The sequence below is a fragment of the Streptomyces panaciradicis genome, from assembly GCF_023516615.1.
Lineage (GTDB): Bacteria > Actinomycetota > Actinomycetes > Streptomycetales > Streptomycetaceae > Streptomyces > Streptomyces panaciradicis.
Genome location: NZ_JAMGBF010000007.1, coordinates 32,403 through 56,497 on the forward strand (window position 1 = coordinate 32,403; position 24,095 = coordinate 56,497).

Below are 24,095 nucleotides of genomic sequence, written 5' to 3' on the forward strand. Positions count from 1 at the left end.
CCCAACGTAACGAGCACTACTAGGCGTCGGCACTGGATTTCCGGTGGCCCATGCGGAGGCGATCCGTCGGGTGCATCCGGACGCCCAGGTTCGTTGGCATCATCGCGAAGGTCACGCGTTCGCCGACCGGGCCCGCTGTTGTGTCGGCCTCCAACTCGAAGTGGTGGCACACCATTGCGACGACCATGGTCATCTCGATGAGGGCGAGGTTGCGTCCGGGGCAGAACCGAGGCCCGCCTCCGAAGGGCAGGAACGGTGATACGCCGGTCGTCCGCGGGGCGGAGGAGGACAGCCAGCGCTCGGGCTCGAATGCGCCGGGGTCCGGGTACCTGCTGTCGTCGGCATCCGAAGCGTGTGTCAGTAGCGGCATGACAAGGGTTCCGGCCTTCAGATGCAAGGCGTCCGCTCCGTCCGCAACGGTGATGTCACGGGCGGTCTGCATGATCAAGAAAGGGCTCGTCGGGCGCAGGCGGATCGATTCGTTAACCACCGCCTCGGCATAGCGCAACCGGGACAGGGCGGCCGGGTCGGCTCGGAGTCCCGTGTCCCCCAGCACCCCCTCCGCCTCTTCCCGTACCTTCCGCTGCACCTCGGGATGGGCGGCCAGGTAGTACAGCGCCCATGCGGCAGCGGCGGCAGTGTTGTCCTCCCCCGCTACGATCATGTTGACCACGGCGCTGACGACGTCCTTCTCCGCCAGTTGTTCGCCGCCGTTCGCGCCTGCCTCGGCGAGCGCCTCGAGGTAAGTAACCGGCTCCCGCCCTTCTGCCACGCTACGCCTGGCCTGGACGTACTGTTTCTCCACCAAGCCACGGAGCTCCGCAATGGTGGCGTCCAGCCTGCGGTCAGCGGGCAGGCGGACCCACCGCCAGTACGGGATCGGGCTGGAGATCCGGCGCCCGAGTTTCTCGAAAGCCAGTGGCAGGCGCCCGGCCAGGCCATCGCTTTGCTGTGGTCCCACGGCGTCCAGATCGTGGCCTGAGAACAAGGCCGTCGACACTTCGACCGTGTAGCGCATCAGGTCGTCGAGGACGTCCACCCGCGCACCCCCCGTAGCGGCCCAGAGCATCTGGAGCCGCTCGACAGACCGGATGATCACGGAGAAGGAGTCACGCAATGCCTCGGCACGTAAGCCCCGCATTGCGATCTGGCGCATACGGTGCCAGTCCTCGCCTTCTGCATCGAACAGACCTGGAGCGCCTATCTCGTGGATGAGTTGCGCCAGCAGCGGAGCCCGCCGGAATGCTCCCGGTCGCTCGCGCAGAACTGTCTGAACGATGTTCGGCGACGAGGTGACGACCAGGGGAGTACGGCCGAACCGGATCCGGTAGATCGGGCCGTACGTGTCCCGCCAGTCATGGAGCACGCGGTGCATGGCCGGACCGCGCGCCAGGGCCGGGAGGTGACCCAGCAGGGGAAACGCCGACGGCTCCGGGAGGTCGTTGACAGTGAGCATGCTCTCGGTCCTTTCCATGGCAGATCAGGCCTGGGCACACAGGTTGACACCTGTTAACCGCGACTGAAGTTAACAGGTGTCAACCTGTCATGTCGAGTGTCGTCGGCCTCGGATGACCGGAGAGGGAAGGGGTGACCGCTGACACGCCAAAAGGCGAAGAGGGAGAAGAGGGGCGGCCTGGTGACGGCGTTCAGGCAGTGAAGCCCCACAGGATGAAGAGCCGGTCGACGTGTGTCTCCACGTCCGGCCACGCCAGGTGTGGCTTGTGGATGCGCAGGGAGACCACTCCGTGCATGCCGACCCAGAGATCCTCAGCAGTGACGCGCTCGTCTGCGCCCGCCCCTCTGGCCAGTTGGCCGATGCCTCCCAGGACAACGTCCGCCGCCCCGCTCTGTACGTAGTCGTCGCCCAGTTGGCCGGCACTCTCAAAACGCAGCTGGTACAGCCCTGGGTTGGCGACGCCCCAGGCCAAGTAGGCAGCGGCGATGCGGCGGAGGCGGTCGAGAGGAGGCAGCTTCGGATCGTCGGCCTCGGTCAGCGCAGCGACGAAGATGGCATCGATGCGCAGGAGAATGGCTCGGTTGAGCTCACTCTGCGAGGCGAAGTAGCGGTACACCGCAGTGGCGGACACCCCGCAGGCCCGGGCCGCCGACCGCAAGGACGGCACGGCGAGAACCAGGCCGGGAGAGGCCAGTTCAAGGGCTGCGTCCAGCAGCCGGTCACGCAATGCTTCGCCAGGCACCCGCCACATCCCTCATTCGGTCGAGTTCGTTCGTAAGAACTTAACGCGGCGCCCCGGAGAGACCCATCGAGTCGTTTCCAACCTGGCGGGAGGTTGGACGGGCGGCCCTGGCCGCGGACATGAAGATAGCTCCTGGTAGACGGGTTCACGACCAAGATCACCAGTCCGCCAGAAGCTTTCCTATGCTTGTCTACCCGTCCGCCATTGATCTGTCCAGCCGCACCTTGCGCCACCTCTCCGGTCTTCTCGCAGGTCACCGCCGCCGCATCGGCTCCCGGTGGCGTCGCCTGACCTGCGGCCGGCAGGCCCTGCTCGTCGTGGCCCACCTGCGCTGCGGCGACACCTACGCCCGCCTCGCGGCAGCTTTCCGCATCGGGATCGCCACGGCCTACCGCTACATACGCGAGGCCGTCGACCTCCTGGCCGACCTCGCGCCCACGCTGGAACAGGCCATGGAGACCGTGCGGAAGAAGGCGTACGTGATCCTCGACGGCACCGTGCAACGACGGCGGCCTCAAAGTGGGCGGTCCGTCCGGAGGAGCGGAAGATCGATCCGGGTGTGCCGACGAACAGGCGCCAGGCCACGTTCCGTTCACGTCCTGGGCCGGGCTCCGGCCCGCAGCCCATCACGGAACTCCAGCTGCTGTTCCATGCGATCACCGTCCGGGCCGCATCGCAGACACACACAGGAACGTCGGTCAGCCGGTCGAGCAGGCGCAGGGCGCCACCACCGATGTGTTGTGGTACGTAGCCGTCTCCAGCCAGGGAGTAGCCGGCGAGCACGCAGAAATACTCGTAGTCGTCGCGGCCCAGCCGCAGAGCCCGCACAAGTGCTTCCAGGACCTCCCGGGAGGGATGGCCCTGCCCCTGCTCCAGGCGCTTGATGTAGTCGGCTGAAACCCCTGCCAGTCGGCCCAGCTCCTCGCGCCGCAGGCCAGGAACTCAGCGGCGGCCGATGCTTTGAACGCCCGCCTGCTCAGGCGACGTTCGATCGCGCCACTGCCGCAGCATCGCTCCGAAGTTGTTGCTTTCCAACATGTTCCGACTCTGGTTACCCAGCGCCTGGTCAGCCTGGCCCAAACACTCCCAGGCAACCGCGTCCAGGACTCCAGCATGGTTTCGCTGTCGCTGGGTGGCGGGGGGTGCAGCGGGACTTCGATCGTGCGGGGGCGGTCTCACGGAGACCGCCCGTGTGGCCGTCCTGACGGTGGACACCGACGGCGAGGTTGTGCAGGCCGGCCCTGATGCGCGGGTGGGGGCAGTTCGAGTGGGTACCGGTGGTGGTCATGAGCCTGGGGCCGCGGTGCCCGGCACGATCGGGGCAGGTCGAAACTTCAGCGGTCGACGATGCCCGACCGCCAGGCCCATGCGGCGATCTCGACGCGGTTTCGGGCGGGGAGTTTGGTCTGCACGTTGCCCAGATGGGTTTTCACCGTGCCCACGGAGATCGACAGTTCTGCGGCGATCTCCGCGTTGGTGAGGCCGTTGGCCACGAGCCGTACCACGTCCGTCTCGCGGGCCGACAGGCCAGAGGACCGCGGTTCCCGGGCGCCGTGCGCGGCCGGGGTCGGCAGGCCCCTGAACAGTCGAAGCGTGATCGACGGGCTGACCAGGGCTTCCCCGGACGCCGCGGCGCGGATCGCCTCGACCAGCAGCGCGGGGCCGGAGTCCTTGAGCAGGAAGCCGCAGGCCCCGTCGCGCAGGGCGCGGTGGACGTACTCGTCGTCGTCGAACGTCGTGGCCACGACGACCTTCGGGGGGTCGACCAGGCCGGGACGGGTCAGCCGGCGCAGCGCCTCCAGGCCGTCCAGCCGGGGCATGCGGATGTCCATCAGGACGACGTCGGGGCGGTGTCGCTCGGCGAGTTCCACCGCCTCCAGGCCGTCCGCGGCTTGTCCGACGACCTCGATGTCGTCCTCGGCTGCCAGAATCATCTCGAAGCCGGTCCGGACCATGGCCTGGTCGTCGGCCAGCAGCACACGGATCTTCTCCCGGCCCGTCATGCCGCGCTTCCCACGGACGCGTCCAGGCGTGCGCCTACCGGCAGCGTCGCCTCGACGCGCCAGCCTCCGGCCGCCGCGGGGCCCGACTGGACCCGGCCACCGATCATGCCCACCCGCTCCGCCAGCCCCTTCAGTCCGAAACCACCGCCGAGCGCCTGGAGGGCCTGGTGGCCGGCGCGGGTCCGTCCGTCGTCGCTCACGGTCACGGTGACCCGGGGCCCGGAGCGGACCAGGCGCACCTGAACCTCGGTGAAGTCGCGAGCGTGCTTGCGTATGTTGGTCAGCGCCTCCATGACCACCCGGTGCAGGGTGGTGACCACCTCCACGGGCAGGTCCTCAAAGTCGCCCTCCGTCCGCAGGCTCGCCCGGCCGCCGCCGACCGGGGCGAACTCCTCGACGAGGGAACGCACTTCCGCCATGCCGACGAGCGGGGCGGTGACCGTTTCCCGTGTCTCGCCCGCGTCCGCCGGGGCGGTGTCGCGCAACATCCCGACCATCGCACGCATCGACTTCAGCGCCTCCGCCCCCGCGTGCTCGATCCGTTCCAGCGCCGGGGGCACCAGGTCCGGGCGGCGGGCGGCGATCGAGCGCGCCCCCTGTGCCTGGATGACGATGCCCGTGACATGGTGGGCGACGAAGTCGTGCAGGTCCCGGGCGAACTCGGCGCGTTGCTCGAGCCGTACGGCGGTCTCCCTGCGCTGCCGGTCGGTGACGACCAGACGTATGGTCAGGCCGATGGCCAGTGCGGCTATGGCCGCCAGGGTGAAGAAGAACGCCAGGACCATGCTGCTCAGATCGATCTCGACGGCCAACGGGCGCAGGACGATCGCCGCGATGCAGGCCGCCGAGGCCACAGCCGCCCTCCTCGGTGTGCCGCGCCATGCGGTCAGCGTCAACAACCCCAGCAGCGCCGCCGGTTCGGTGAATCCGACCGGTGGCTCCACGGGCGTGTACCCGTTCTCGTTCCGGACGGACAACACCCAGATGACGTGGACGGAGGCCGTCGTACCGAGCGACAGCGCCGCCACGGCACCGGTCACGAGCGGCAGGCCCTGGGCGCCCAGCCGGGGCCAGAGCAGGAGAGCGGCGGCCGACAGCATCGCCGAGCACAGCATCAGCGGACCGGCCGTGTGTGCGTCGATGCTGGTGAACGCCTGGCCCAGCAGACTGAACGCGCCGATCAGGTAGTCGAACCAACCGAGACAGAGCAGCAGCACGCCCACGACGGGCCACATCGCCGTGCGCACCCACGACCATCGCCAAGATCGCCAGGACGTCATGTCGGGAGCCTAGCCGGAAGGTCGGCCGAAAGTCGTAGTGCTCTCTGAAAGATCTGACTTTCGCAAGATCCGCCGCCCGGGTGCGGCGGACGAGAGTTGACTTCGCCGCCGGACGCCACCGGCAGTCAACCCGGCAAAGCAAGGAGCAACTCCCCATGGCCGACGTCAACTTCGAGATCGGTGCCCCCACCGTGCTGGGGCCGCTGCTGGCCTCGTTCGGCGTGCTGGTGGCCGTCCGGGTACGCCAGGGCAGACCCGGCTGGACGGGAGGGCACGCCGTGACCCGCCTGCTGGCGGCCGGATACGCAGCCGGCGTCCTCGCCCTCACGCTCTTCCCGATCGTGGTGACCTACGGCAAGTACGCCAACCAGATGCCCTGGACCAACCAGATCAACTGGATCCCGGTGCCCAGCCCCGACCCGAGCATCGTCGCCAACGTGATCCTGACGGTCCCGCTCGGCATGCTGCTCCCGCTGATGTCGGCCCGGGCCGGGTCGAAGGGGCGGGTCACGGCCCTCACAGCGGTAGTGAGTCTGTCGATCGAGCTGACCCAGCTCCTCATGTACATCGTGTGCAACAACGCCCGTCTGACCGATGTCACCGACCTCGTGGTCAACACGCTCGGCGGGCTCATCGGGTACGTCGTCCTCCACCGCGCGGCCCGCGTCCCGGCCCTGGCCCGCCTGCTGCACACCCTCGCCCTGCCTGGCTCCGCGTTCGCCACGCGGGGGCCAGTGGCGCCCCGCCCGGCCGATGCCACCGCCGCCAACTCCTGACCGTGGCCCGACGGGCCGCCACCGAAGGCCACCACGCGGGCACGACTATGCACCGTCGTTGCCGTCGCGCTCGCGCAGGGAACGGATCCGGCGATCGGCGCCTTCCTCACCGCCCGCGCCACCCCGGCCGGTCCCGGACTGCGGGCGATCGCTGTCGACGGGGGCAGGGCCCTGCGCGGCTCGCGGACCCACCTCACCGGGCGCGTCACCCTGCTCGCCGCGATGGACCACACCGGCCACGTTCTGGCCGGCGCCAGGTCAACGACGCCGGCGGCCTGCCGGTGGCCCTGGAGACAGCCACACGCGGCCTCGACCAGCTCGCGGTCACCCACGGTATGACCCTGTTCGTCAACGGGGCCTCCGGCGGCATCGGCAGCGCCGCGACCCAGCTCGCCCGCGCCCGCGTCATCGGCTCCGCCGGCGCCGCCAACCAGAGCTACTTGGCGACGATCGGCGCCGAACCCGTCATCTACGGCGACGGCATAAGCGAGCGCGTGCGCGCCCTGGCCCCCGACGGTGTCGACGTCGCCTTGGACGTCGCCGGCAACGGTGTCCTGCCCGAACTCATCGCCCTGGCAGGCGGCGCCCCGCAACGCGTCGTCACTCTCGCCGACTTCCAGGGAGCCGAGGACCACGGCGTGCACTTCAGCAACGGGTTCAAGGACGGCAACGCTTTCCACGCCTTGCACAGCATCGGTGAACTGATCGCAAGCGGCCGCTTCTGGCTCCCCGTGGAGAAGACCTACCCGCTCGCCGACATCCGCGAGGCCCACCACGCCGGCGAACACGGCCGCATCCGCGGCCGCCTGGTCCTCGTCGTGGGCGGCGCCCTGTGACCCGCCCGCGCCTCTGCACCACGTCGGCGAACTCGCAGGAGACGAGAGAGTCATGAGCACCCTCACCCCCCAGCGTGTCGCCCTCGTAGGCGGCGGTTCCGGCGGCATCGGCCAAGCCGTCGTACTAAGGCTGGCCGCTGACGGCTACGCCGTGGCCGTCCACTACGCAGGCAGCCAGTCCACTGCCGACGGCCTGGTCGCGGCCGTCCTCGCCAAGGGCGGCCACGCGATCGCGGTGGGCGGCGACATCGCGGACGAGACAGCCATGGAAGCTGCCTTCGATGCGGTCGAGGAAGCCTTCGGCGGCATCGATGCCGTGGTGAACACCGCCGACATCATGGCCCTTGGCCCGATCGCGGACTACGACCTCGAGGCCTTCGACCGGATCATCCGCACCAACGTGCGCGGCACCTTCGTCATCTCGCAGCAGGCAGCCCGCCGGGTCCGCCCGGGCGGCGCCGTCATCAACTTCTCCACCTCGGTCACCCGCACCCAGTTCCCCGGCTACGGCCCCTACACACACGCGCCGAGTTCTACCGGCGCACCGGCCTCGCAGAACTGCTCACCGACCAGGCCAGTCTGTAACCCGAACACCCCTCGGCCACCACGCCGATCAACGGGCTCGGACCCGCCCGCAGCCCGCAACGACTGTGCCCGCGACACCCTTTGACCACCTGAGAGGACTCAGCGATGAGCATTCATACAGACGCTTCAGGCACTTCCCCCTCGGACACGCCGTGGGCACTGGTGACCGGTTCGACCAGCGGGATCGGCCGGGCGACGGCACTGGGCCTGGCCGCCGACGGATACGCGCTCATCATCACCGGCCGCGACAAGGACCGGGCCGCCGAGAGCCGCCGAATCATCGAGTCCGCGGGCGGCCGTGCGATCGACCTGGTCGCCGACCTGGCCGACCCCGCAGCGGTACGCACCCTCATCGGCCAGGTACGTGAGGCCATCGACGGCCCGCTCGAAGTCCTGGTCCACAACGCCGGCGGCGGCAGCTTCGCACCGACCGAAGCCACGCCGGAGACCATGTTCGACACCGCGTTCAACGTCCATGCCAAAGCACCGTTCCTCCTGACCGGCGCGTTCGCCCCCGCCATGGCCGAACGCGGACACGGGGTCATCATCAACGTCGGCAGCCTGAGCACCTCGATGGCCGCATCCGGCACCTGCGCCTTCCAGGCATCAAAAGCGGCTCTGTCCATGATGACCAAGTCATGGACCGCCGAGTACGGCCCCCGAGGCGTCAGGGTCAACTCCGTCGACCCCGGCTACATCCTCACCCGCGTCAACCAGGAAATCCGCTCCATGTTCACCACCTACCTCGCCTCGCTGCCCGCCGGCCGCGGCGGAGACCCCAACGAGGTCGCGAACGCCATCCGCTTCCTCGTCTCCCCCCAGGCGTCCTACATCAACGGAGCAACACTCGCCGTGGACGGCGGGAAGAACGCCGTCGTCGTCATGTAGAAAACCCATCCAGATGCGCGGACTCCAGTCAGCGCCCGGGCGCCCATGCCCGTCGGCCCGTCTGGACCGTATCCAGCGGCGGGGGGGCCTGTTGAGTCGGCACGGAGCGCGGTGCCGGTGTTGCCACCGGTCCGTTTCTCCGTGCCGCTCGCCGAAGCCGGCGTACCCGTCTCCGAGTACCGGGCTCTCCACGGACTCTGCCGTTCAGGCGTGGTCGGGGCGGGTCCAGGTGTTGGGGATCGTGTTGCCTCTGTAGCGGTAGCGGGTGACCGTCACCGCCTGGAGGTCAAACAGTTCGACCCCATCTGCCGAGAGCTTTTGCCATCGTCCGTTGCGGTCGGTGACCGGTCCGCCCACGGTGGGCCCAGCCTGTGACCGCGCTGGAGGCGTTGCCGCAGGTCAGGGCCGGAACCGTTCCCGTGTTCACATGTTGTTCGATCGACGGATTAGGAGCCCGGCTATACCCCCGCGGCATCGCCACGACTACCCCGCAGCACTTCGCCGTGGCCTCCCCGGCCGACACATAGCAACCGACCGGGAAGTTCCCAGCCCCCATAGCAAGGCAGGGACGCACCGCAACCAGCCCAGATCCGCCAGGTTCGAACTGGTGACGAGTAAGGAGGCCTCAACGCCGGTTCCTCGCGTACTCCTTTCCGTCTCGCTTGCCGGACCCGCACCATCTGGCAGTGCTGATACGTCCCGGCTTTGTCAGGGCCACTTGCCGCCCTCCCCGGCACCTCCCGGGTCGGGCTGTGCTCAGCTTCAGCCGCCCTGCTGCGACAGGACGGCGGTGGCGTCCTTTCACCGCCACTCGAACAACTCGCGCTTCACGGCGCACCTATGTCCTTCGTCAAGCTATCCCGGCCGGGGTGAGGCCGTGCCCGTGATGGGCGCTCTTGCCGATGTCCAGGCCGAGGAAGACGCCCACGTCGTCGCATCGTCCAATCCATCCCCGAGCGGGGTTCGTGCGGTGCTGGCCAGGGCGTTGGCGTCGTATGCGCGCATCCACGTTATGCATACCTGCCGCCCGCAAGCGGCCGGGCATTGCGCCAGGCCAGGCGGTAGTCGGACCTCTCATCAGCGTCTCCAACGGAGCCTTCCAGGCCCGGTGACACCACCCCCCCAGGTCATCCGTTGCGCGTCTGCGTCTTGGTTCGGCAGGCCGTCCGGGCTGCGCTCTGATCTTGTGCCTATGGACGGCTGCCCCGCCGAGCCCGGCCTGTCATCCGACCTGCCTGACAAACGAAACGACATCAAGGAGCTCAATTCCAGTAATCGGCGATCAGTCGTTGACCTCCGCACTGTGGGTTTGGAGGCTGGCCTGCCCGTCGGGGGGGGGCGTTTTGCAGGCACCGTTGCCCACGCTGATCCACCGTCCGCGCGGGGCAGCCGTCCTCAAACACCCGGCGGCAGCTGACCACACATGCGAGACGTTGTAGCCTCCGAAACATCGCCCTTGACCTGCAGAAGCAGGCAGGGAGCAGGAAGAATCGGGAGTTTCCTCATGTTTCGTACAATGTTCAAGTCCAAGATCCACCGAGCCACCGTCACCCAGGCCGACCTGCACTACGTGGGATCGGTGACCATCGACGCCGATCTGCTCGACGCCGCCGATCTGCTGCCCGGCGAGCTCGTGCACATCGTGGACATCACCAACGGGTCGCGTCTGGAGACCTACGTCATCGAGGGCGAACGCGGCTCGGGTGTGATCGGCATCAACGGTGCCGCCGCCCACCTCGTCCGGCCCGGCGATCTGGTGATCATCATCAGTTACGCTCAGGTGACCGACGCCGAGGCCCGGGCGCTGCGGCCCCGGGTCGTGCACGTGGACCGCGACAACCGCATCGTGGCCCTGGGCGCCGACCCCTCCGAGCCGGTACCGGGTTCGGACCAGCAGCGCAGCCCGCAGGCCGTGACGGCCTGACTCCGGACTGCCGTCCTTCGACCAGGAGCGTGCCCCATGAGTGACATCGAGATCCGCGACGACCGCGCGGCGGGCCGGCTGGAGGCCCTCGGTGACGGCGCGGACGGCGAAGTCGTCGGCCACATCGAGTACTTCGTCCTCGAAGCGCCCCGGCGCGCCTTGGTCCCGGTCCACACGATCGTGGAGCCGGCGCACGAGGGGAAGGGCATCGCGGGGTCCCTGGCACGGGAGTTGTACGCCATCGCCGAGCGCGAGGGCGTCGTCGTCGCCCCGCTGTGCCCGTACGTCGTGAAGTGGGCCGAGCGCCACCCGGACGTGGCCGGGACGGCCGATCCCGAGCTGCTGCGCGCGGCGAAGCAGTGGCTGGCGGCGCACCCCGGACGGTTCTGAGCCGACGTCACACGGCGCCGCCCCGGCCGCCCATGCCGTGAACGACGGCGGGCCGGGGCGGCGCCGTGCTATCCCGCACCCGATGTCGTCCGGCACGGCGCGCGCCGGGCGGGGCCGACCGGACCCAGGTCGTCCTTCGGGCGGGTGAGTGGGGAAACGGCGCCCGGGTACGCGGGGGAGTAGTCCAGAGCCGACGTCGACCGACTGGCGGGAGGACCTGATGACCGACCCGTACCCCGACCCCGTACCGCCGGGACCCGACCCGGGCCCGGACCCCGTACCGCCCGCGCCCGAGCCCGGCCCGGGCCCCCAGCCGCCGGACCCGTACCCGTCTCCGGTCCCGAACCCCCAGCCGCCCCCCGGGCCGGAGCCCATCCCGCCGCCGCAGCCCCCGTCGCCGCCGGCGCCGATCCCGCCCCCGGACCCGTCCCCGATCCCACCGGGACCGGAACCGGTGCCGAACCCGGAGCCGGGCCCGCCGCTCAGCTGACGCGCCCGGCGCGCTGGACGCGACGCGCACGAAAGAGGCGACGGACGGCCGCTCGGCCGTCCGTCGCCCCGTTCAGCCCGTCGGGGGGCGGGTCGCCTACGCGGTCACCTCCGACCGGTCGCCGCCCCACAGGGTGTGGAACGAGCCGTCCCGGTCGGTGCGCCGGTAGGTGTGGGCGCCGAAGAAGTCCCGCTGCCCCTGCGTCAGCGCCGCCGGCAGCCGCTCCGCGCGCAGGGCGTCGTAGTAGGCGAGGGCCGCGGCGAAGCCGGGGGTCGGCACGCCCTGGCGGGTCGCGGCGACCAGGACCTCGCGCCAGTCGTCCTGGGCGGCCGCGATCTCCTGGGCGAAGGTCTCGTCCGACAGCAGGCTCGGCAGGTCGGGGCGGGCGTCGTACGCGGCGCGGATGCGGTCCAGGAACGCCGCGCGGATGATGCAGCCGCCCCGCCAGATCGCCGAGACCGCGCCGAGGTCGATGTCCCAGTCGTACTCCTCGCGGGCCGCCGCGATCTCGTGGAAGCCCTGCGTGTAGGAGACGATCTTGGACGCGTACAGGGCCTGCTCCACCCGGTCCGCGAAGGCCGCCGCCTCGGACTCCGACAGCGGGGTCGCCTTCGGGCCCGCCAGGCCGCGGGACGCCTCGCGCAGCGCCGCGTGGCCCGACAGGGACCGGGCGAAGACCGCCTCCGCGATGCCCGAGACCGGCACCCCGAGGTCCAGGGCGATCTGGACCGTCCAGCGGCCCGTGCCCTTCTGCTCGGCCTGGTCCACCACCACGTCCACGAACGGCTCGCCCGTCGCCGCGTCCACGTGGGAGAGCACCTCGGCGGTGATCTCGATCAGGTAGGAGTCCAGCCGGCCCGTGTTCCAGGTGCGGAAGATCTCGGCGATCTGTGCGGGGGAGTAGCCGGCGACGTCCCGCAGCAGCTGGTAGGCCTCGCCGATCAGCTGCATGTCGGCGTACTCGATGCCGTTGTGGACCATCTTCACGAAGTGGCCGGCGCCGTCGGGGCCGACGTGCGTCACGCAGGGCGCGCCGTCCTTCGCCTTCGCCGAGATCTTCTCCAGCATCGGACCGAGCGAGTCGTACGACTCCTTCGGGCCGCCCGGCATGATGCTCGGCCCGTTCAGCGCGCCCTCCTCGCCGCCGGAGACGCCCATGCCGACGAAGTGGATGCCCTGCTCGCGCAGCGCGGCCTCGCGGCGGCGGGTGTCCGCGAAGTGCGCGTTGCCCCCGTCGATGATCATGTCGCCGGGCTCCAGGAGCGGCGCGAACTCGTCGATCACCGCGTCCGTCGGGCCGCCCGCCTTGACCATGATGACCAGCCGCCGCGGCCGCTCCAGCGCCGCCACGAACTCCTTGGCGGTCTCCGTCGCGATGAAGTCGCCCTCGTCCCCGAACTCCTCCACGAGCGCGTTCGTACGCGCCGACGTGCGGTTGTGCAGGGCGACCGTGTAGCCGTTGCGCGCGAAGTTCCGGGCGAGATTGCGGCCCATGACCGCGAGTCCGGTGACGCCGATCTGGGCTGTCTTGCTCATTCGGTTGGCTCCTTGAGGATCCGGTGTCGGTGGTGCCGCTCGTGCCCGCCAGTATCGCCCCACCGACCATCCTGACGTGCCGGTACGCCCGGCGCATGTCCGGGTTGTCCGGCGTGGCGTACGCAAGTACGGACCACGGGGTCCATCTGCCTCAGCCGATCCGCAACTCCGGCGTATTCCTGTTCCCTTGAGATACAGGGCGGCCGATTGCCGTCTTGTCATGGCCTGTTCGCGGCGCTTACTTTTGGCCCTCCTGACGCATGTCGAGGGGGATCTTCATGGCCGTACGCGGCCGGCACCGCCGGTATCAGCCGAACAGGATCAACCGCGCCTCACTCACCGTCACCGCGGGCAGCGCGGGAATGGCGATCCCGCTGATCGGAGCCGGCACCGCGCACGCGGCCGACGTGTCGACCTGGAACAAGGTCGCCGCGTGCGAGTCCAGTGGCAACTGGAGCGTCAACACCGGCAACGGTTTCTACGGCGGACTGCAGTTCACCCAGTCCACCTGGGAGGCCTACGGCGGCCGGGCGTACGCCCGACGGGCCGATCTGGCCACCAAGGACCAGCAGATAGCCGTCGCCGAGAAGGTCCTCGACGGACAGGGGCCGCGCGCCTGGCCGGTGTGCTCGGTGCAGGCCGGGCTGTCCCGCGGCGGCGGCACCCCGGACGTCCACACCGAGAGCGCCGGCACGAAAAGCGCCAAGAACGCGAAGAAGACGTCGGTGAAGGACGTCCAGGCACACACCACGCCCCAGTCGCGGGCGGGCACGGCCGAGATGTACACCGTGGTGCGCGGCGACAGCCTCTCCGAGATCGCCGAGACCGAGCACGTCACGGGCGGCTGGCGGCGGCTGTACGACACCAACCGCACGACCATCGGGGCGGATCCGGACCTGATCCTGCCCGGCCAGCGGCTGAACCTGCGGGGCGCGGCCCCCGCGCCGGCCCACCCGGGCCACAAGTCCTCGCCGTCGAAGGCCCCTTCGACCACCGAGAAGACCCACAAGACCGAGAAGACCCACACGACCGAGCAGGCGCCCACCCACCACGCCCTGGTCGCCCCGGTCAACGGACCGATCGGCACCGGCTACCACGTGCCCGGCTCCTCCTGGTCGAAGGGCTACCACACCGGCGTCGACTTCCCCGTCCCCACCGGCACCTCCGTGAAGGCGGTCGCCGCGGGACACGTGGTGAGCGCCGGCTGGGGCGGGTCCTACGGCTACCAGGTGGTGATCCGGCACTCCGACGGCCGCTACACGCAGTACGGCCACCTGTCGGCGATCTCCGTGCGGGCCGGGCAGAGCGTGAGCCCCGGCCAGCGCATCGGCCGCTCGGGGGCCACGGGCAACGCGACGGGCCCGCATCTGCACTTCGAGGTGCGGACGGGGCCCGGCTTCGGTTCCGACATCGACCCTCTCGCCTATCTCAGGGCCGGAGGCGTCAGGATTTGACACGCACCCGGTGCCGGTCGACGGCCGGCGCCGGGATGTAGGAGCCCCCGTAGAACGGGCCGTAGAAGCGGTAGCGGGCCGGGTCGAGCGAGAGCTCGTCCGTCTCGTCGTAGGCGACCTCCAGCACCGCGGGGCCCACCTGCGCCGGGACGAGCTGTTCCGCGGCGAGCAGGTCCTCGGCGGGTGCGACGGGCGCGGGCTCCGGCTCGGCGGCCGGCGCGGTCCCGACGGCCGGCTCGGTCCGCGCGGCGGTGTGGGCGAGGCGCTCCGTCGTCAGCAGGATCAGGCCGCCGGCCGCCACCACGCCGCAGCTCAGGGCGAGGGCGGTGCCCGTGGTGCCGTAGCGGAAGGTCTCGCCGAACATCGTGATGCCGACCGCGGCCGCCACCACCGGGTTGACGACCGTCAGGGTGGCCAGCGGGGCCGCGAGGCCGGCGCCGCGGTAGGAGGCCTGGGACAGCAGCATGCCGGCCGTGGCGAACACGCCGATCACGGCCAGGGACGGCACGTCGGACGCGCTCACGCCGTCGCTCCAGTCGACCGCGACGGTCTTGGTGAACACCGAGGACATGCCGAACGCTATGCCGGACCCGGTCGCCAGCAGCATGCTGCGCACCGCCGGGTGCCGGTGGGCTGCCCGGCCCGCGATCATCAGGGTCACGACCACACCGCCGGTGACCACGGCCACCGCCACCCGCTGGGCGGTGTCCAGCGACTGCCCGTCGGACGTGCCGACCAGGGCCAGCAGGCCGGCGAGGCCCACGGTCGCCATGATCGCGCCCCGCCAGGCGGTCGCACCGGCCCTGCGGCCCACGAACAGCGCCGCCATCGGCAGCGCGAACACGATGGTCAGGGCGCCCAGGGGCTGCACCAGGCTGAGCGGGCCGTAGGCCAGCGCCACCACGTGCAGCAGCCCGCCGAGGCCGTTGAGCGCCACCGCCGCCCACCAGGACGGCCGGCGCAGCGGCGCGTACTGCTCGCCCGGCGAGGACACCGCCACGCGCTCCTGCACGATCGCCCCGCCGGCGTAGGCGACGGCGGAGACGAGGGAGAGGAGCACGGACAACGCGAGGGCACTCATCGGTTGCTCCTCTGCGTATGGCGCGGGCGGTGGTCCCGGCGCGGCGAACGGTCGGCCTTCATGGCACAACACGATGCCCTGTCGATCTGTTCCCGTCGTCGTCCCTGAGCACGCAATGGGTCCTACTGCCGATGGAGTACGAATCGGGCACCGTCATCCCCAGGGTGGGCGACTCCGGGTGGACACCCCTGGAAGCCGCCCCCTAGGGGGCTTGGTACTACTGCTCCTCGTGGACCTCGACCCCGAACTCGCCGCTCTGAGACCGCTCGGCGGCTTCTTCGTACTGAACACGGGCGGAGCGCTGCCTTCCGCTCTGCCCACACTAGCTCGGACGTACGAGAACCGACCGACGGAGACCTACGGCGATCCACTCACCTTCCGGGTCGAGAAGGTCGCGTCCGTGCTGCGGACCCCGGAGCCGAGGGTGGCGGCCTCCGTGTTCCAGCTGGGGCTCGCGGCCCGGCTGTGGTCGGTGACGCTCGGCTGCGCCCTCGCCTACGGCGCCGTCCCCGACCTCGACCCCGCGCTGCTGCACTGGGACCCCGGCGCGAGCGCCCCCGACGACCTGTGGCTGTCCGAGGCCCGCCCGCTGCCCGCCGACCCGGAGACCGTCGCCGGCGTCGTCCTGCACACCCACCTCGAACCCCTGGCCGAGGCGCTGCGCGCCCGCTACCGCGTCGCCCCCGGCCTGCTGTGGGGCAACGCCGCCTCCGCCCTCGCCGGCACCGCCCGGCAGCTGGGCCCCGCGGCGCGCCCCCTCGCCGCCGCGCTCCTCGCCCACCCCCTCCTGGCGGGCACCGGCACCCTGACCGGCGGCGCCTTCCGCCGCCGCAGCTGCTGCCTGTACTACCGGGTGCCCGGCGGGGGCGTGTGCGGTGACTGTTGCTTCACACGACCGCCGCGCCCTTCCCCGCGCGGCGCATCTGGGTGACCATGAAGGAACTGGTCGCCGAGGCAAGGGGTATCGGGTGCGTGTGGGACTGCTGACCCGGGAGTTCCCCCCGGACGTGTACGGCGGCGCGGGCGTCCATGTGGAGTTCCTCGCCCGGGAGCTGACCCCCCTGGTCGACCTGGAGGTGCACTCCTGGGGCGAGGGCCGCGGAGCGGGCGTCGTACGCCACCGTCCCTGGGCCGCCCTGGACACCGCCAACGACGCGCTGCGCACCTTTTCCGTGGACCTCGCGATGGCCGCCGGCCTGGAGGGCCGCGAGCTGGTGCACTCCCACACCTGGTACGCCAATCTCGGCGGCCACCTCGCCAAGATGCTGTACGGCGTGCCGCACGTCATGACCGCGCACTCGCTGGAGCCGCTGCGCCCCTGGAAGGCCGAGCAGCTCGGCGGCGGGTACGCCCTGTCCGGCTGGGCCGAGCGCACCGCGATCGAGTCCGCCGACGCCGTGATCGCCGTCTCCGGCGCCATGCGCGAGGACATCCTCGGCTGCTATCCGGCACTGGATCCGGCCAAGGTCCACATCGTGCACAACGGCATCGACACCACCCTGTACCGCCCCGACCACGGCACCGACGTGCTCAGCCGCGTCGGCCTGGACACCGGGCGCCCGTACCTCCTCTTCGTCGGCCGCATCACCCGGCAGAAGGGCGTGCCGCACCTGCTGCGGGCCGTCCGGGACATCGACCCGGGCGTGCAGGTCGTGCTGTGCGCGGGGGCACCGGACACCCCGGAGATCGACCGCGAGTTCCGCGAGCTGTACGAGGAGCTGAGCCGGGTCCGCGACCATGTGCACTGGATCCCGCAGATGCTGCCGCGCCCCGACGTGATCCAGCTGCTCACCCACGCGGCCGCCTTCGTGTGCCCCTCGGTGTACGAGCCGCTCGGCATCGTGAACCTGGAGGCGATGGCCTGCGGCACCCCTGTCGTGGCCTCCCGGGTCGGTGGTATCCCCGAAGTCGTGGACGACGGCCGGACGGGGGTACTCGTCACCGTGGACGACGATTTCGAGGCCTCTCTCGCGCGGGCCCTGGATTCGGTGGTCGGCGACCCGGAGGCGGCACGGCGGATGGGCGAGGCGGGGCGCGAGCGCGCGGTGACGGAGTTCGGCTGGGACGCCGTCGCCCGCCGTACGGTCCGCCTCTACGAGGAGATCCTGAAACAGGAGTAGAACGAACGGGATCTCCTCGAACAGGCTTACTCCGCCCTGGGCAGGGGCAGGGATGGATCAACCACGGTGAGGGGAGCGACCATGCGTCGTGGCGGACCTTCGGTGCTCGGGATCGTGCTGGCGGGCGGAGAAGGCAAGCGCCTTATGCCCCTGACGGCGGATCGCGCGAAGCCAGCGGTCACCTTCGGCGGTACGTACCGCCTTGTCGACTTCGTGCTGTCCAATCTCGTCAACGGCGACATCCTGCGCGTCTGCGTGCTGACGCAGTACAAGTCGCACTCGCTGGACCGGCACATCACCACCACATGGCGGATGTCGAGCCTGCTCGGCAACTACGTCACGCCGGTCCCGGCCCAGCAGCGGCTGGGCCCGCGCTGGTACCTGGGCAGCGCGGACGCCATCCTGCAGTCGCTGAACCTGGTGCACGACGAGGGTCCCGAGTACGTGGTGGTCTTCGGCGCCGACCACGTGTACCGCATGGACCCGCGCCAGATGCTCACCCAGCACATCGAGTCCGGGGCGGGCGTGACGGTGGCCGGTATCCGGGTGCCGCGCTCGGAGTCCTCGCAGTTCGGCGTGATCACGCCGGGCTCGGACGGGCTGACGGTGGAGCGCTTCCTGGAGAAGCCCGCCGACCCGCCCGGTCTCGCCGACGACCCGGAGTGCGTCTTCGCCTCCATGGGCAACTACATCTTCACCACCAAGGCCCTGATCGAGGCCCTGCAGCGGGACGCCGAGGACGAGAACTCGGTGCACGACATGGGCGGCTCGATCCTGCCCCAGCTCACCGAGCGCGGCGAGGCGCAGCTGTACGACTTCAGCGCCAACCACGTCCCCGGGGAGACCACCCGCGACCGCGGCTACTGGCGCGACGTCGGCACCCTCGACGCGTACTACGACGCCCACATGGACCTCATCGCCGAGCGGCCCGCCTTCAACCTCTACAACCGGCAGTGGCCCATCTACACCCACTCCTACCAGCTCTCCCCGGCCCGCTTCAACGCGGGCGGCATGGCCAGTGAGTCGATCATCAGCGCCGGCTGCCTGATCCGCGGCCAGGTGACCCGCTCGGTGCTGTCGCCGGGCGTCCTGGTCGACCCGGGCGCGGTGGTCCAGGGCTCGATCCTGCACGACAACGTCCAGATCGGCCGCGGCGCGGTGGTGCGCGGGGCGGTGCTGGACAAGAACGTCGTGGTGCCTCCGGGCGCGACCATCGGAGTCAACCCCGAGCGGGACGCGGAGCTGTACACGGTCTCCAAGGGCGGCGTGATCGCGCTCGGCAAGGGACAGGTCGTGTCGTAGCCGCGCACGTGCGCGAGGACAGCCCCGGCGGACTGATCGCCGGGGCTGTTGTCATGTCCCTGGACGCACAGCGGAATCCGTGTTGTCATGCCAACTGCTGTCCATGACAACGTTGTTATGGGAGGGTTCCGTGCACGCCAGACGCCTCAGAGACAGGCTCGCGTTACTGCTCGCCGCGGTGCTCGGCGCGGTCGGCCTCGTCGCCGCCCCCACCGCCACCGCCGCCGAGGACCCGGTCGAGGTCCACGGTCTGAAGGGCGAGTACTACACCCAGTCCGCCCCCGGCGCCTTCGACTTCCATGAGCTCAAGGCCACCGGCTTCGATCCGAACCTCGACTTCGACAACCTCGAACCACGCCTCGCCTTCACCACCGGCCGGTCCGACGACGTCAGCGTCCGCTGGACCGGGAAGATCGTCCCGGAGAAGACCGGCCCCCACACCTTCTCGATCACCGGCGACAACGGCTTCCGCCTCTGGATCGGCGGCGCTCTCGTCATCGACCACTGGGTCGACGACTGGGACCGCGAACAGACCTCGCAGCCCGTCGAGTTGACCGCCGGCCGGGCCTATGACATCAAGGTCGAGTACTTCGAGCACTACGGCGGCTCCAACCTCCATGTGCGCTGGACCGAGCCCGGCGGCACGAAGGAGGCCGTCCCGCAGTCCGCGTTCCGGCTGCCCGACGGCTGGGACTACGACGGCGCCGTCGCGGCCACCGTCACCGCCACCGGCCGCACCCTGCGGCTGGACTTCGCCCAGCGCCTCGCCGCACCCCCGGCCGGCTTCACCGACCACCTGACCGCCGTGATCGGCGGCGCCAAGTGGCCTCTGTCGAGCGCCCACTTGGACCCGGCCGACCCCCGCTCCCTGCTGGTCACGCTGGAGCAGCCCGTCGTCGGCAACAAGACCGGCACCGCCCGCGGCACGGCGGACGTCCGCTACGACGGCGACGGCGGCCTCGCGGGCGCCGACGGCAACGTTGTCAACGCGTTCTGGAGCAGCGGCCCCAACCACTCCACGTACGAGCTGCGCACGAAGTGGGCCGACCAGGTCGGGCCGCGCAACGCCCACCCCGAGTACCCGCGTCCGCAGCTGACCCGCACCGACTGGCGCAACCTGAACGGCCGTTGGCAGTTCGCCGCCGCCAAGGAGGGCGAGCGCCCGCCCGTCGGCAGGAACCTCGCCGAACACATCCTGGTGCCGTATCCCGTGGAGTCCCAGCTCTCCGGACTGGAGCGGCACGAGGACCGCATGTGGTACCGGCGCACCTTCACCGTCCCGGCCGGCTGGAGGATCGGCTCGGGCAAGCGGCTGATGCTCAACTTCGGGGCCGTCGACTGGCGCGCCGAGGTGTACGTCAACGGCGTCAAGGTGACCGAACACCAGGGCGGCTACGACAAGTTCTCCGCCGACGTCACCGACGCGCTCAGGCCCGGCCGTACCCAGGAGCTCATCGTCGGCGTCTACGACCCGACCGACGCGGCCTCCGGCGAGAACCCGCCGCTCGGCAAGCAGCGCCTCGACCCGAGCGGCATCTGGTACACGCCGACCTCGGGCATCTGGCAGACGGTGTGGATGGAGCCCGTCGTCCGCGACCACGTCGACGCGCTCATGCTCACCCCCGACGTGGCCAAGGGGCAACTCACCGTCGAACCCGAGGGAGTCCGCGACGGCGTCCCCGTCACCGCGACCGCGTACGCCGGGCACCGCAAGGTCGCCACGGTCCGTGGCCGCACCGGAAGCCCGCTCACCCTGACCCTGCACGACCCGCGTCTGTGGTCCCCCGACGACCCCTTCCTGTACGACCTGAAGGTCACCGTCGGCACGGACCGCGTCGGCAGCTACTTCGGGATGCGCTCGATCTCCGTCGAGAAGGTGGACGGCGTTCCGCGCACCCTCCTCAACGGCAAGCCCGTCTTCATGATGGCCACCCTCGACCAGGGTTTCTGGCCCGACGGCCTCTACACCGCCCCGACCGACGAGGCGCTCGCCTACGACCTGAAGGTGCACAAGCGGCTCGGCTTCAACGCCGTGCGCAAGCACATCAAGGTCGAGCCCGACCGCTGGTTCTACTGGGCCGACCGGCTCGGCCTGCTGGTGTGGCAGGACATGCCCGCGATGACCGCCGGCGTCGATCCGAGCCCGGCCGCCCGCGCCGAGTTCGAACGCGAGATGAAACAGGTGATCGACGAACACATCAGCAGCCCGTCCGTCGTCATGTGGGTCACCTTCAACGAGGGCTGGGGCCAGTACGACATGGCCCGCATCGCCGACCAGGCGAAGGCCTGGGACCCCACCCGCCTGGTCAACTCCATGTCCGGGCTGAACCTCGGGGCCGACGGCGGCACCGGCGACATCATGGACGAGCACGGCTATCCGAGCCCCGCCCTGCCACCCCACCCCGACGGCCGGCGCGCCCTGGTCAGCGGCGAGTACGGCGGCCTCGGCCTCGCGGTGCCCGGACACGCCTGGTCGGTCCAGCAGTCGTACGTCGACGTCGACCCGGCGGCCTACACCGACGACTACCTGACGAAGCTCGCCGAGGTGCACGCCCTCGCCTGCCGGGGGAGCAACGGGGCCGTCTACACCCAGATCTCCGACGTCGAGGGCGAACTGAACGGTCTGCTGACCTACGACCGCCGGGTGCTCAAGCCGGACGTCCAGCGGGTGCGGGCCGCCCAGCAGGCGCTGATCCGCGACGCGTCACAGCCGAACCCCGCGGGATGCGCGGCTGACTGACCCGCGAACCCGATCATGCAGACAACGCTGTCTCACGCCCGACGGAGGCTCTACGACATGAGATGGACCCGGCGCCTGCGCCTGTGCACGGCCGGGGTGGTGGCAGCGTCCGCGCTGCTCGCCGCCCCGGCCGCCCGGGCCGCCGAGCCGAGGGACGGCAGGCTCACCGATCTGGTGAACCCGTTCATCGGCACCGAGAACGAGGGCAACACCTTTCCCGGCGCCGCCGTGCCCTTCGGCATGGTGCAACTCTCGCCGGACACCGGGCACAACACCGGCTACGACTACTCCTGGGCCCACATCCGGGGCTTCTCCCTGGTCCACCTGTCCGGCGTCGGCTGCGGCATCGGCGGCGACCTGCCCGTCCTGCCGACCACGGGTGACGTCACGCAGACGGACTACGCCAAGTACGCGGCCGGCTTCAGCCACGACCACGAGGCGGCGAGCCCCGGCTACTACCGGGTCGGCCTGGACACCGGCATCGAGGCGGAACTGACCGCCACCGAGCGCACCGGAGTGCAGCGCTACACCTTCCCCGCCACGGACAAGGCCAACGTCCTGCTCAACGCGGGCCAGTCGCTGCACAGGAAGGGCGCGAGCCGGGTCGAGATCCTCGACGACCGCACGGTGCGCACCGCCATCACCGGCAGCGGCTTCTGCCAGGGCACCCGGCCCTACACCGTCTACACCATCACCCGTTTCGACCGCCCCTTCACCGCCTACGGCACCTGGGACGGCTCCGCGGTCACGGCCGGTTCGACCACCGGGGCGGACGGCGCCTACGTCCGCTTCGACACCACGAAGGACCGCACCGTCGAGGCCACCACGGCCCTGTCGTACGTCGACGCGGCCGGCGCGGCGGTCAACCTCCGTGCGGAGGGGGGTCGTTCCTTCGACGCCGTGCGCGACGCGGCCGGCCGGTCGTGGGAGAACCGGCTGGAGAAGGTGCGGGTGCAGGGCGGCGACCAGACGCTGCGCCGCACCTTCTACTCCTCGCTGTACCGGTCCTTCCTGGCGCCCAACGTCGGCAGCGACGCCGACCGCCGCTACCGCGGCTGGGACCAGAAGATCCACCGCGCGAACGGGTTCACGTACTACCAGAACTGGTCGCTGTGGGACACCTACCGCACCCAGTCCCAGCTGCTGTCCCTGCTCGCGCCGCGCGAGGCCCGGGACATGGCCATCTCGGTCGTCAAGGTCTCCGAGGACGGCGGCTGGCTGCCCAAGTGGGGCTACGGCACGGTCGAGACGAATATCATGACCGGCGACCCGGTCACCCCGTTCCTGACCAACGCCTACCAGCAGGGGCTGCTCCACGGCTACGAGGAACGCGCCTACCGGGCGCTGAAGAAGAACGCCGACGGGGTGCCGCCCGCGGACTCGCCGTCCCTGGGCAGGGAGGCCAACCGGGAGTACATCGCGAACGGCTTCGCCCCGTACGTCAAGGACCGCCCGAAGGCCAAGCCCGGCGACTCGGACTACCACCAGGGCGCCTCGGCCACCCTGGAGTACGCCCTCGCGGACGCGGTCCTCGCCGAGATGGCGCGCGACCTCGGCCACGACGCCGACGCGGCGCGCTACGCGGCCCGCGCCCAGAACTACCGCACCGTCTTCGACCCCTCGACCGGCTTCTTCCGCGCCCGGGACGCCTCCGGCGCCTTCACCGGCCCCGCCGACCCGGCGCAGAGCGTGGGCTTCCACGAGGGCACGGCCTGGCAGTACCAGTGGCTGGTGCCGCAGGACCTGCCCGGCATGGTGGACCTGATCGGCGGTGCCCGGGCGGCCGACACCCGGCTCGACTCCTTCTTCGCCTACGACCAGCTGCTGAAGGACCCGGCGAAGACGGCGCGCGAGGTGTGGGTCAACGGCCCGTACGACTACTACAACGCCGACAAGTACAACCCGCAGAACGAGCCCGACCTCATCGCCCCCTACACCTATCTGTCCATCGGCCGGCCCTGGAAGACCACCGACGTCGTGCACGCGGCGCTGACCCTCTTCACGGACGGCCCGACCGGCATGACCGGAAACGACGACCTCGGCACCATGTCCGCCTGGATGGTGCTGTCGTCGATCGGGATCTTCCCGGTCCAGCCCGGTTACGACACCTGGGGCCTGTCCACGCCGGTCTTCGACCGCGTCGACCTGACCCTGGACCGCCGCTACTACCCGCGCGGCGGACTGAGCATCACCGCCCCCGGCACCTCCGCCACCGACCGTTATGTCCAGTCGGTGCGCACGAACGGCACACCGCGCGACAGCGCGTACCTGACCACCGGCGATCTGCGCTCGATGCGCACGCTCTCCTTCACGGTCGGCCCGCACCCGTCCGAGTGGGCTACGTCACCCCAGGCGGCGCCGCCCGCCCTGAAGTGACCCCAGGTACCACACCAGTCCCGCCCCCCTCACGGGGGCGGGACCCGTGGCGGGACTTAATCTGCTGTTAACTGTGTGTAGCTTGATCGTACTTGACCGTAATCGCCTGGGGGCGG

17 protein-coding genes and 3 pseudogenes are annotated in these 24,095 nt (G+C 70.5%); 13 read left to right on the forward strand and 7 right to left on the reverse strand.

The genetic code is table 11. The annotated features are described in order from the left end of the window. Positions 1-19: 19 nt before the first annotated feature. Together M8J74_RS03360 and M8J74_RS03365 are read right to left on the reverse strand one after the other, a co-directional pair. Positions 20-1,456, reverse strand: coding sequence for a cytochrome P450 (locus M8J74_RS03360; protein ID WP_249834975.1), 1,437 nt, complete (start codon positions 1,454-1,456; stop codon positions 20-22). A 190-nt stretch (positions 1,457-1,646) separates the two neighbouring features. Continuing rightward, complete coding sequence (locus M8J74_RS03365; RefSeq protein ID WP_249834976.1) at positions 1,647-2,198, reverse strand: TetR/AcrR family transcriptional regulator; 552 nt, start codon at positions 2,196-2,198, stop codon at positions 1,647-1,649. Positions 2,199-2,380: 182 nt separating this feature from the next. Between M8J74_RS03365 and M8J74_RS03370 the strand changes: the two are divergent. Continuing rightward, a pseudogene (locus M8J74_RS03370) lies at positions 2,381-2,695 on the forward strand (helix-turn-helix domain-containing protein); the annotation flags it as partial. 46 nt (positions 2,696-2,741) lie between these two features. On the opposite strand, the pseudogene M8J74_RS44955 reads toward M8J74_RS03370, so the two are convergent. From M8J74_RS44955 to M8J74_RS03380, 3 genes and pseudogenes are all read right to left on the reverse strand, one after another. Then, a pseudogene (locus M8J74_RS44955) lies at positions 2,742-3,131 on the reverse strand (helix-turn-helix domain-containing protein); the annotation flags it as partial. Between the two features lie 401 nt (positions 3,132-3,532). Beyond that, on the reverse strand, positions 3,533-4,201 hold the full coding sequence (locus M8J74_RS03375; RefSeq protein ID WP_058921682.1) for a response regulator: 669 nt from the start codon (positions 4,199-4,201) through the stop codon (positions 3,533-3,535). After that, positions 4,198-5,481 carry a sensor histidine kinase gene (locus M8J74_RS03380; RefSeq protein WP_249834977.1) on the reverse strand — a complete coding sequence of 428 codons (1,284 nt, stop codon included), beginning with the start codon at positions 5,479-5,481 and terminating at the stop codon, positions 4,198-4,200. The genes M8J74_RS03375 and M8J74_RS03380 overlap by 4 nt, the downstream gene beginning before the upstream one ends. Positions 5,482-5,636: 155 nt before the next feature. On the opposite strand from M8J74_RS03380, the gene M8J74_RS03385 reads away from it, so the two are divergent. From M8J74_RS03385 to M8J74_RS03410, 6 genes and pseudogenes are all read left to right on the forward strand, one after another. Continuing rightward, a complete protein-coding gene (locus M8J74_RS03385; protein ID WP_249834978.1) occupies positions 5,637-6,257 on the forward strand; it encodes a VanZ family protein in 621 nt (206 codons plus the stop codon). Between the two features lie 266 nt (positions 6,258-6,523). Further along, positions 6,524-7,093, forward strand: a pseudogene (locus M8J74_RS03390) (zinc-binding dehydrogenase); the annotation flags it as partial. A gap of 52 nt (positions 7,094-7,145) precedes the next feature. Beyond that, on the forward strand, positions 7,146-7,763 hold the full coding sequence (locus M8J74_RS03395; protein WP_249834980.1) for an SDR family NAD(P)-dependent oxidoreductase: 618 nt from the start codon (positions 7,146-7,148) through the stop codon (positions 7,761-7,763). A gap of 20 nt (positions 7,764-7,783) precedes the next feature. After that, a complete protein-coding gene (locus M8J74_RS03400; protein WP_249834981.1) occupies positions 7,784-8,566 on the forward strand; it encodes an SDR family NAD(P)-dependent oxidoreductase in 783 nt (260 codons plus the stop codon). A gap of 1,504 nt (positions 8,567-10,070) precedes the next feature. Further along, positions 10,071-10,490, forward strand: a complete 420-nt coding sequence (gene panD, locus M8J74_RS03405) for an aspartate 1-decarboxylase (RefSeq protein WP_058921678.1) — start codon at positions 10,071-10,073, stop codon at positions 10,488-10,490. Between the two features lie 36 nt (positions 10,491-10,526). Then, on the forward strand, positions 10,527-10,880 hold the full coding sequence (locus tag M8J74_RS03410; RefSeq protein WP_249834982.1) for a GNAT family N-acetyltransferase: 354 nt from the start codon (positions 10,527-10,529) through the stop codon (positions 10,878-10,880). 586 nt (positions 10,881-11,466) lie between these two features. On the opposite strand, the gene gnd is transcribed toward M8J74_RS03410, so the two are convergent. Next, complete coding sequence (gene gnd / locus M8J74_RS03415) at positions 11,467-12,906, reverse strand: NADP-dependent phosphogluconate dehydrogenase (protein WP_249834983.1); 1,440 nt, start codon at positions 12,904-12,906, stop codon at positions 11,467-11,469. A gap of 278 nt (positions 12,907-13,184) precedes the next feature. Between gnd and M8J74_RS03420 the strand changes: the two genes are divergently transcribed. Then, positions 13,185-14,360, forward strand: coding sequence for a transglycosylase family protein (locus M8J74_RS03420; RefSeq protein ID WP_249834984.1), 1,176 nt, complete (start codon positions 13,185-13,187; stop codon positions 14,358-14,360). Here M8J74_RS03420 and M8J74_RS03425 read toward each other — a convergent pair. Beyond that, positions 14,350-15,441: a DMT family transporter gene (locus M8J74_RS03425; RefSeq protein ID WP_249834985.1), complete on the reverse strand. Its 1,092-nt coding sequence runs from the start codon at positions 15,439-15,441 to the stop codon at positions 14,350-14,352. The two genes, M8J74_RS03420 and M8J74_RS03425, sit on opposite strands and share 11 nt — an antisense overlap. A 211-nt stretch (positions 15,442-15,652) precedes the next feature. On the opposite strand from M8J74_RS03425, the gene M8J74_RS03430 reads away from it, so the two are divergent. The 5 genes from M8J74_RS03430 to M8J74_RS03450 all read left to right on the forward strand — a co-directional run bounded on the left by M8J74_RS03430 (position 15,653) and on the right by M8J74_RS03450 (position 23,979). Then, the gene (locus tag M8J74_RS03430) at positions 15,653-16,372 is read left to right on the forward strand and encodes an IucA/IucC family C-terminal-domain containing protein (RefSeq protein WP_249834986.1); all 720 of its coding nucleotides are present in this window, start codon (positions 15,653-15,655) and stop codon (positions 16,370-16,372) included. 37 nt (positions 16,373-16,409) lie between these two features. Then, positions 16,410-17,561 (forward strand): glycogen synthase, encoded by a 1,152-nt coding sequence (gene glgA / locus M8J74_RS03435; protein ID WP_249834987.1) that lies wholly within the window; start codon positions 16,410-16,412, stop codon positions 17,559-17,561. A gap of 81 nt (positions 17,562-17,642) precedes the next feature. Further along, the gene (gene glgC / locus M8J74_RS03440) at positions 17,643-18,863 is read left to right on the forward strand and encodes a glucose-1-phosphate adenylyltransferase (protein WP_249834988.1); all 1,221 of its coding nucleotides are present in this window, start codon (positions 17,643-17,645) and stop codon (positions 18,861-18,863) included. A 130-nt stretch (positions 18,864-18,993) separates the two neighbouring features. Further along, positions 18,994-21,603, forward strand: a complete 2,610-nt coding sequence (locus tag M8J74_RS03445; RefSeq protein WP_249834989.1) for a PA14 domain-containing protein — start codon at positions 18,994-18,996, stop codon at positions 21,601-21,603. 57 nt (positions 21,604-21,660) lie between these two features. Next, complete coding sequence (locus tag M8J74_RS03450; protein ID WP_249834990.1) at positions 21,661-23,979, forward strand: GH92 family glycosyl hydrolase; 2,319 nt, start codon at positions 21,661-21,663, stop codon at positions 23,977-23,979. Positions 23,980-24,095: the final 116 nt, after the last annotated feature.

Coding starts and splice junctions, on each gene's coding strand:
- M8J74_RS03360 (WP_249834975.1), bottom strand. CDS start 1,456: ATGCTCACTGTCAACGACCTCCCGGAGCCGTCGGCGTTTCCCCTGCTG.
- M8J74_RS03375 (WP_058921682.1), bottom strand. CDS start 4,201: ATGACGGGCCGGGAGAAGATCCGTGTGCTGCTGGCCGACGACCAGGCC.
- M8J74_RS03380 (WP_249834977.1), bottom strand. CDS start 5,481: ATGACGTCCTGGCGATCTTGGCGATGGTCGTGGGTGCGCACGGCGATG.
- M8J74_RS03385 (WP_249834978.1), top strand. CDS start 5,637: ATGGCCGACGTCAACTTCGAGATCGGTGCCCCCACCGTGCTGGGGCCG.
- M8J74_RS03395 (WP_249834980.1), top strand. CDS start 7,146: ATGAGCACCCTCACCCCCCAGCGTGTCGCCCTCGTAGGCGGCGGTTCC.
- M8J74_RS03400 (WP_249834981.1), top strand. CDS start 7,784: ATGAGCATTCATACAGACGCTTCAGGCACTTCCCCCTCGGACACGCCG.
- panD (WP_058921678.1), top strand. CDS start 10,071: ATGTTTCGTACAATGTTCAAGTCCAAGATCCACCGAGCCACCGTCACC.
- M8J74_RS03410 (WP_249834982.1), top strand. CDS start 10,527: ATGAGTGACATCGAGATCCGCGACGACCGCGCGGCGGGCCGGCTGGAG.
- gnd (WP_249834983.1), bottom strand. CDS start 12,906: ATGAGCAAGACAGCCCAGATCGGCGTCACCGGACTCGCGGTCATGGGC.
- M8J74_RS03420 (WP_249834984.1), top strand. CDS start 13,185: ATGGCCGTACGCGGCCGGCACCGCCGGTATCAGCCGAACAGGATCAAC.
- M8J74_RS03425 (WP_249834985.1), bottom strand. CDS start 15,441: ATGAGTGCCCTCGCGTTGTCCGTGCTCCTCTCCCTCGTCTCCGCCGTC.
- glgC (WP_249834988.1), top strand. CDS start 17,643: ATGCGTCGTGGCGGACCTTCGGTGCTCGGGATCGTGCTGGCGGGCGGA.
- M8J74_RS03450 (WP_249834990.1), top strand. CDS start 21,661: ATGAGATGGACCCGGCGCCTGCGCCTGTGCACGGCCGGGGTGGTGGCA.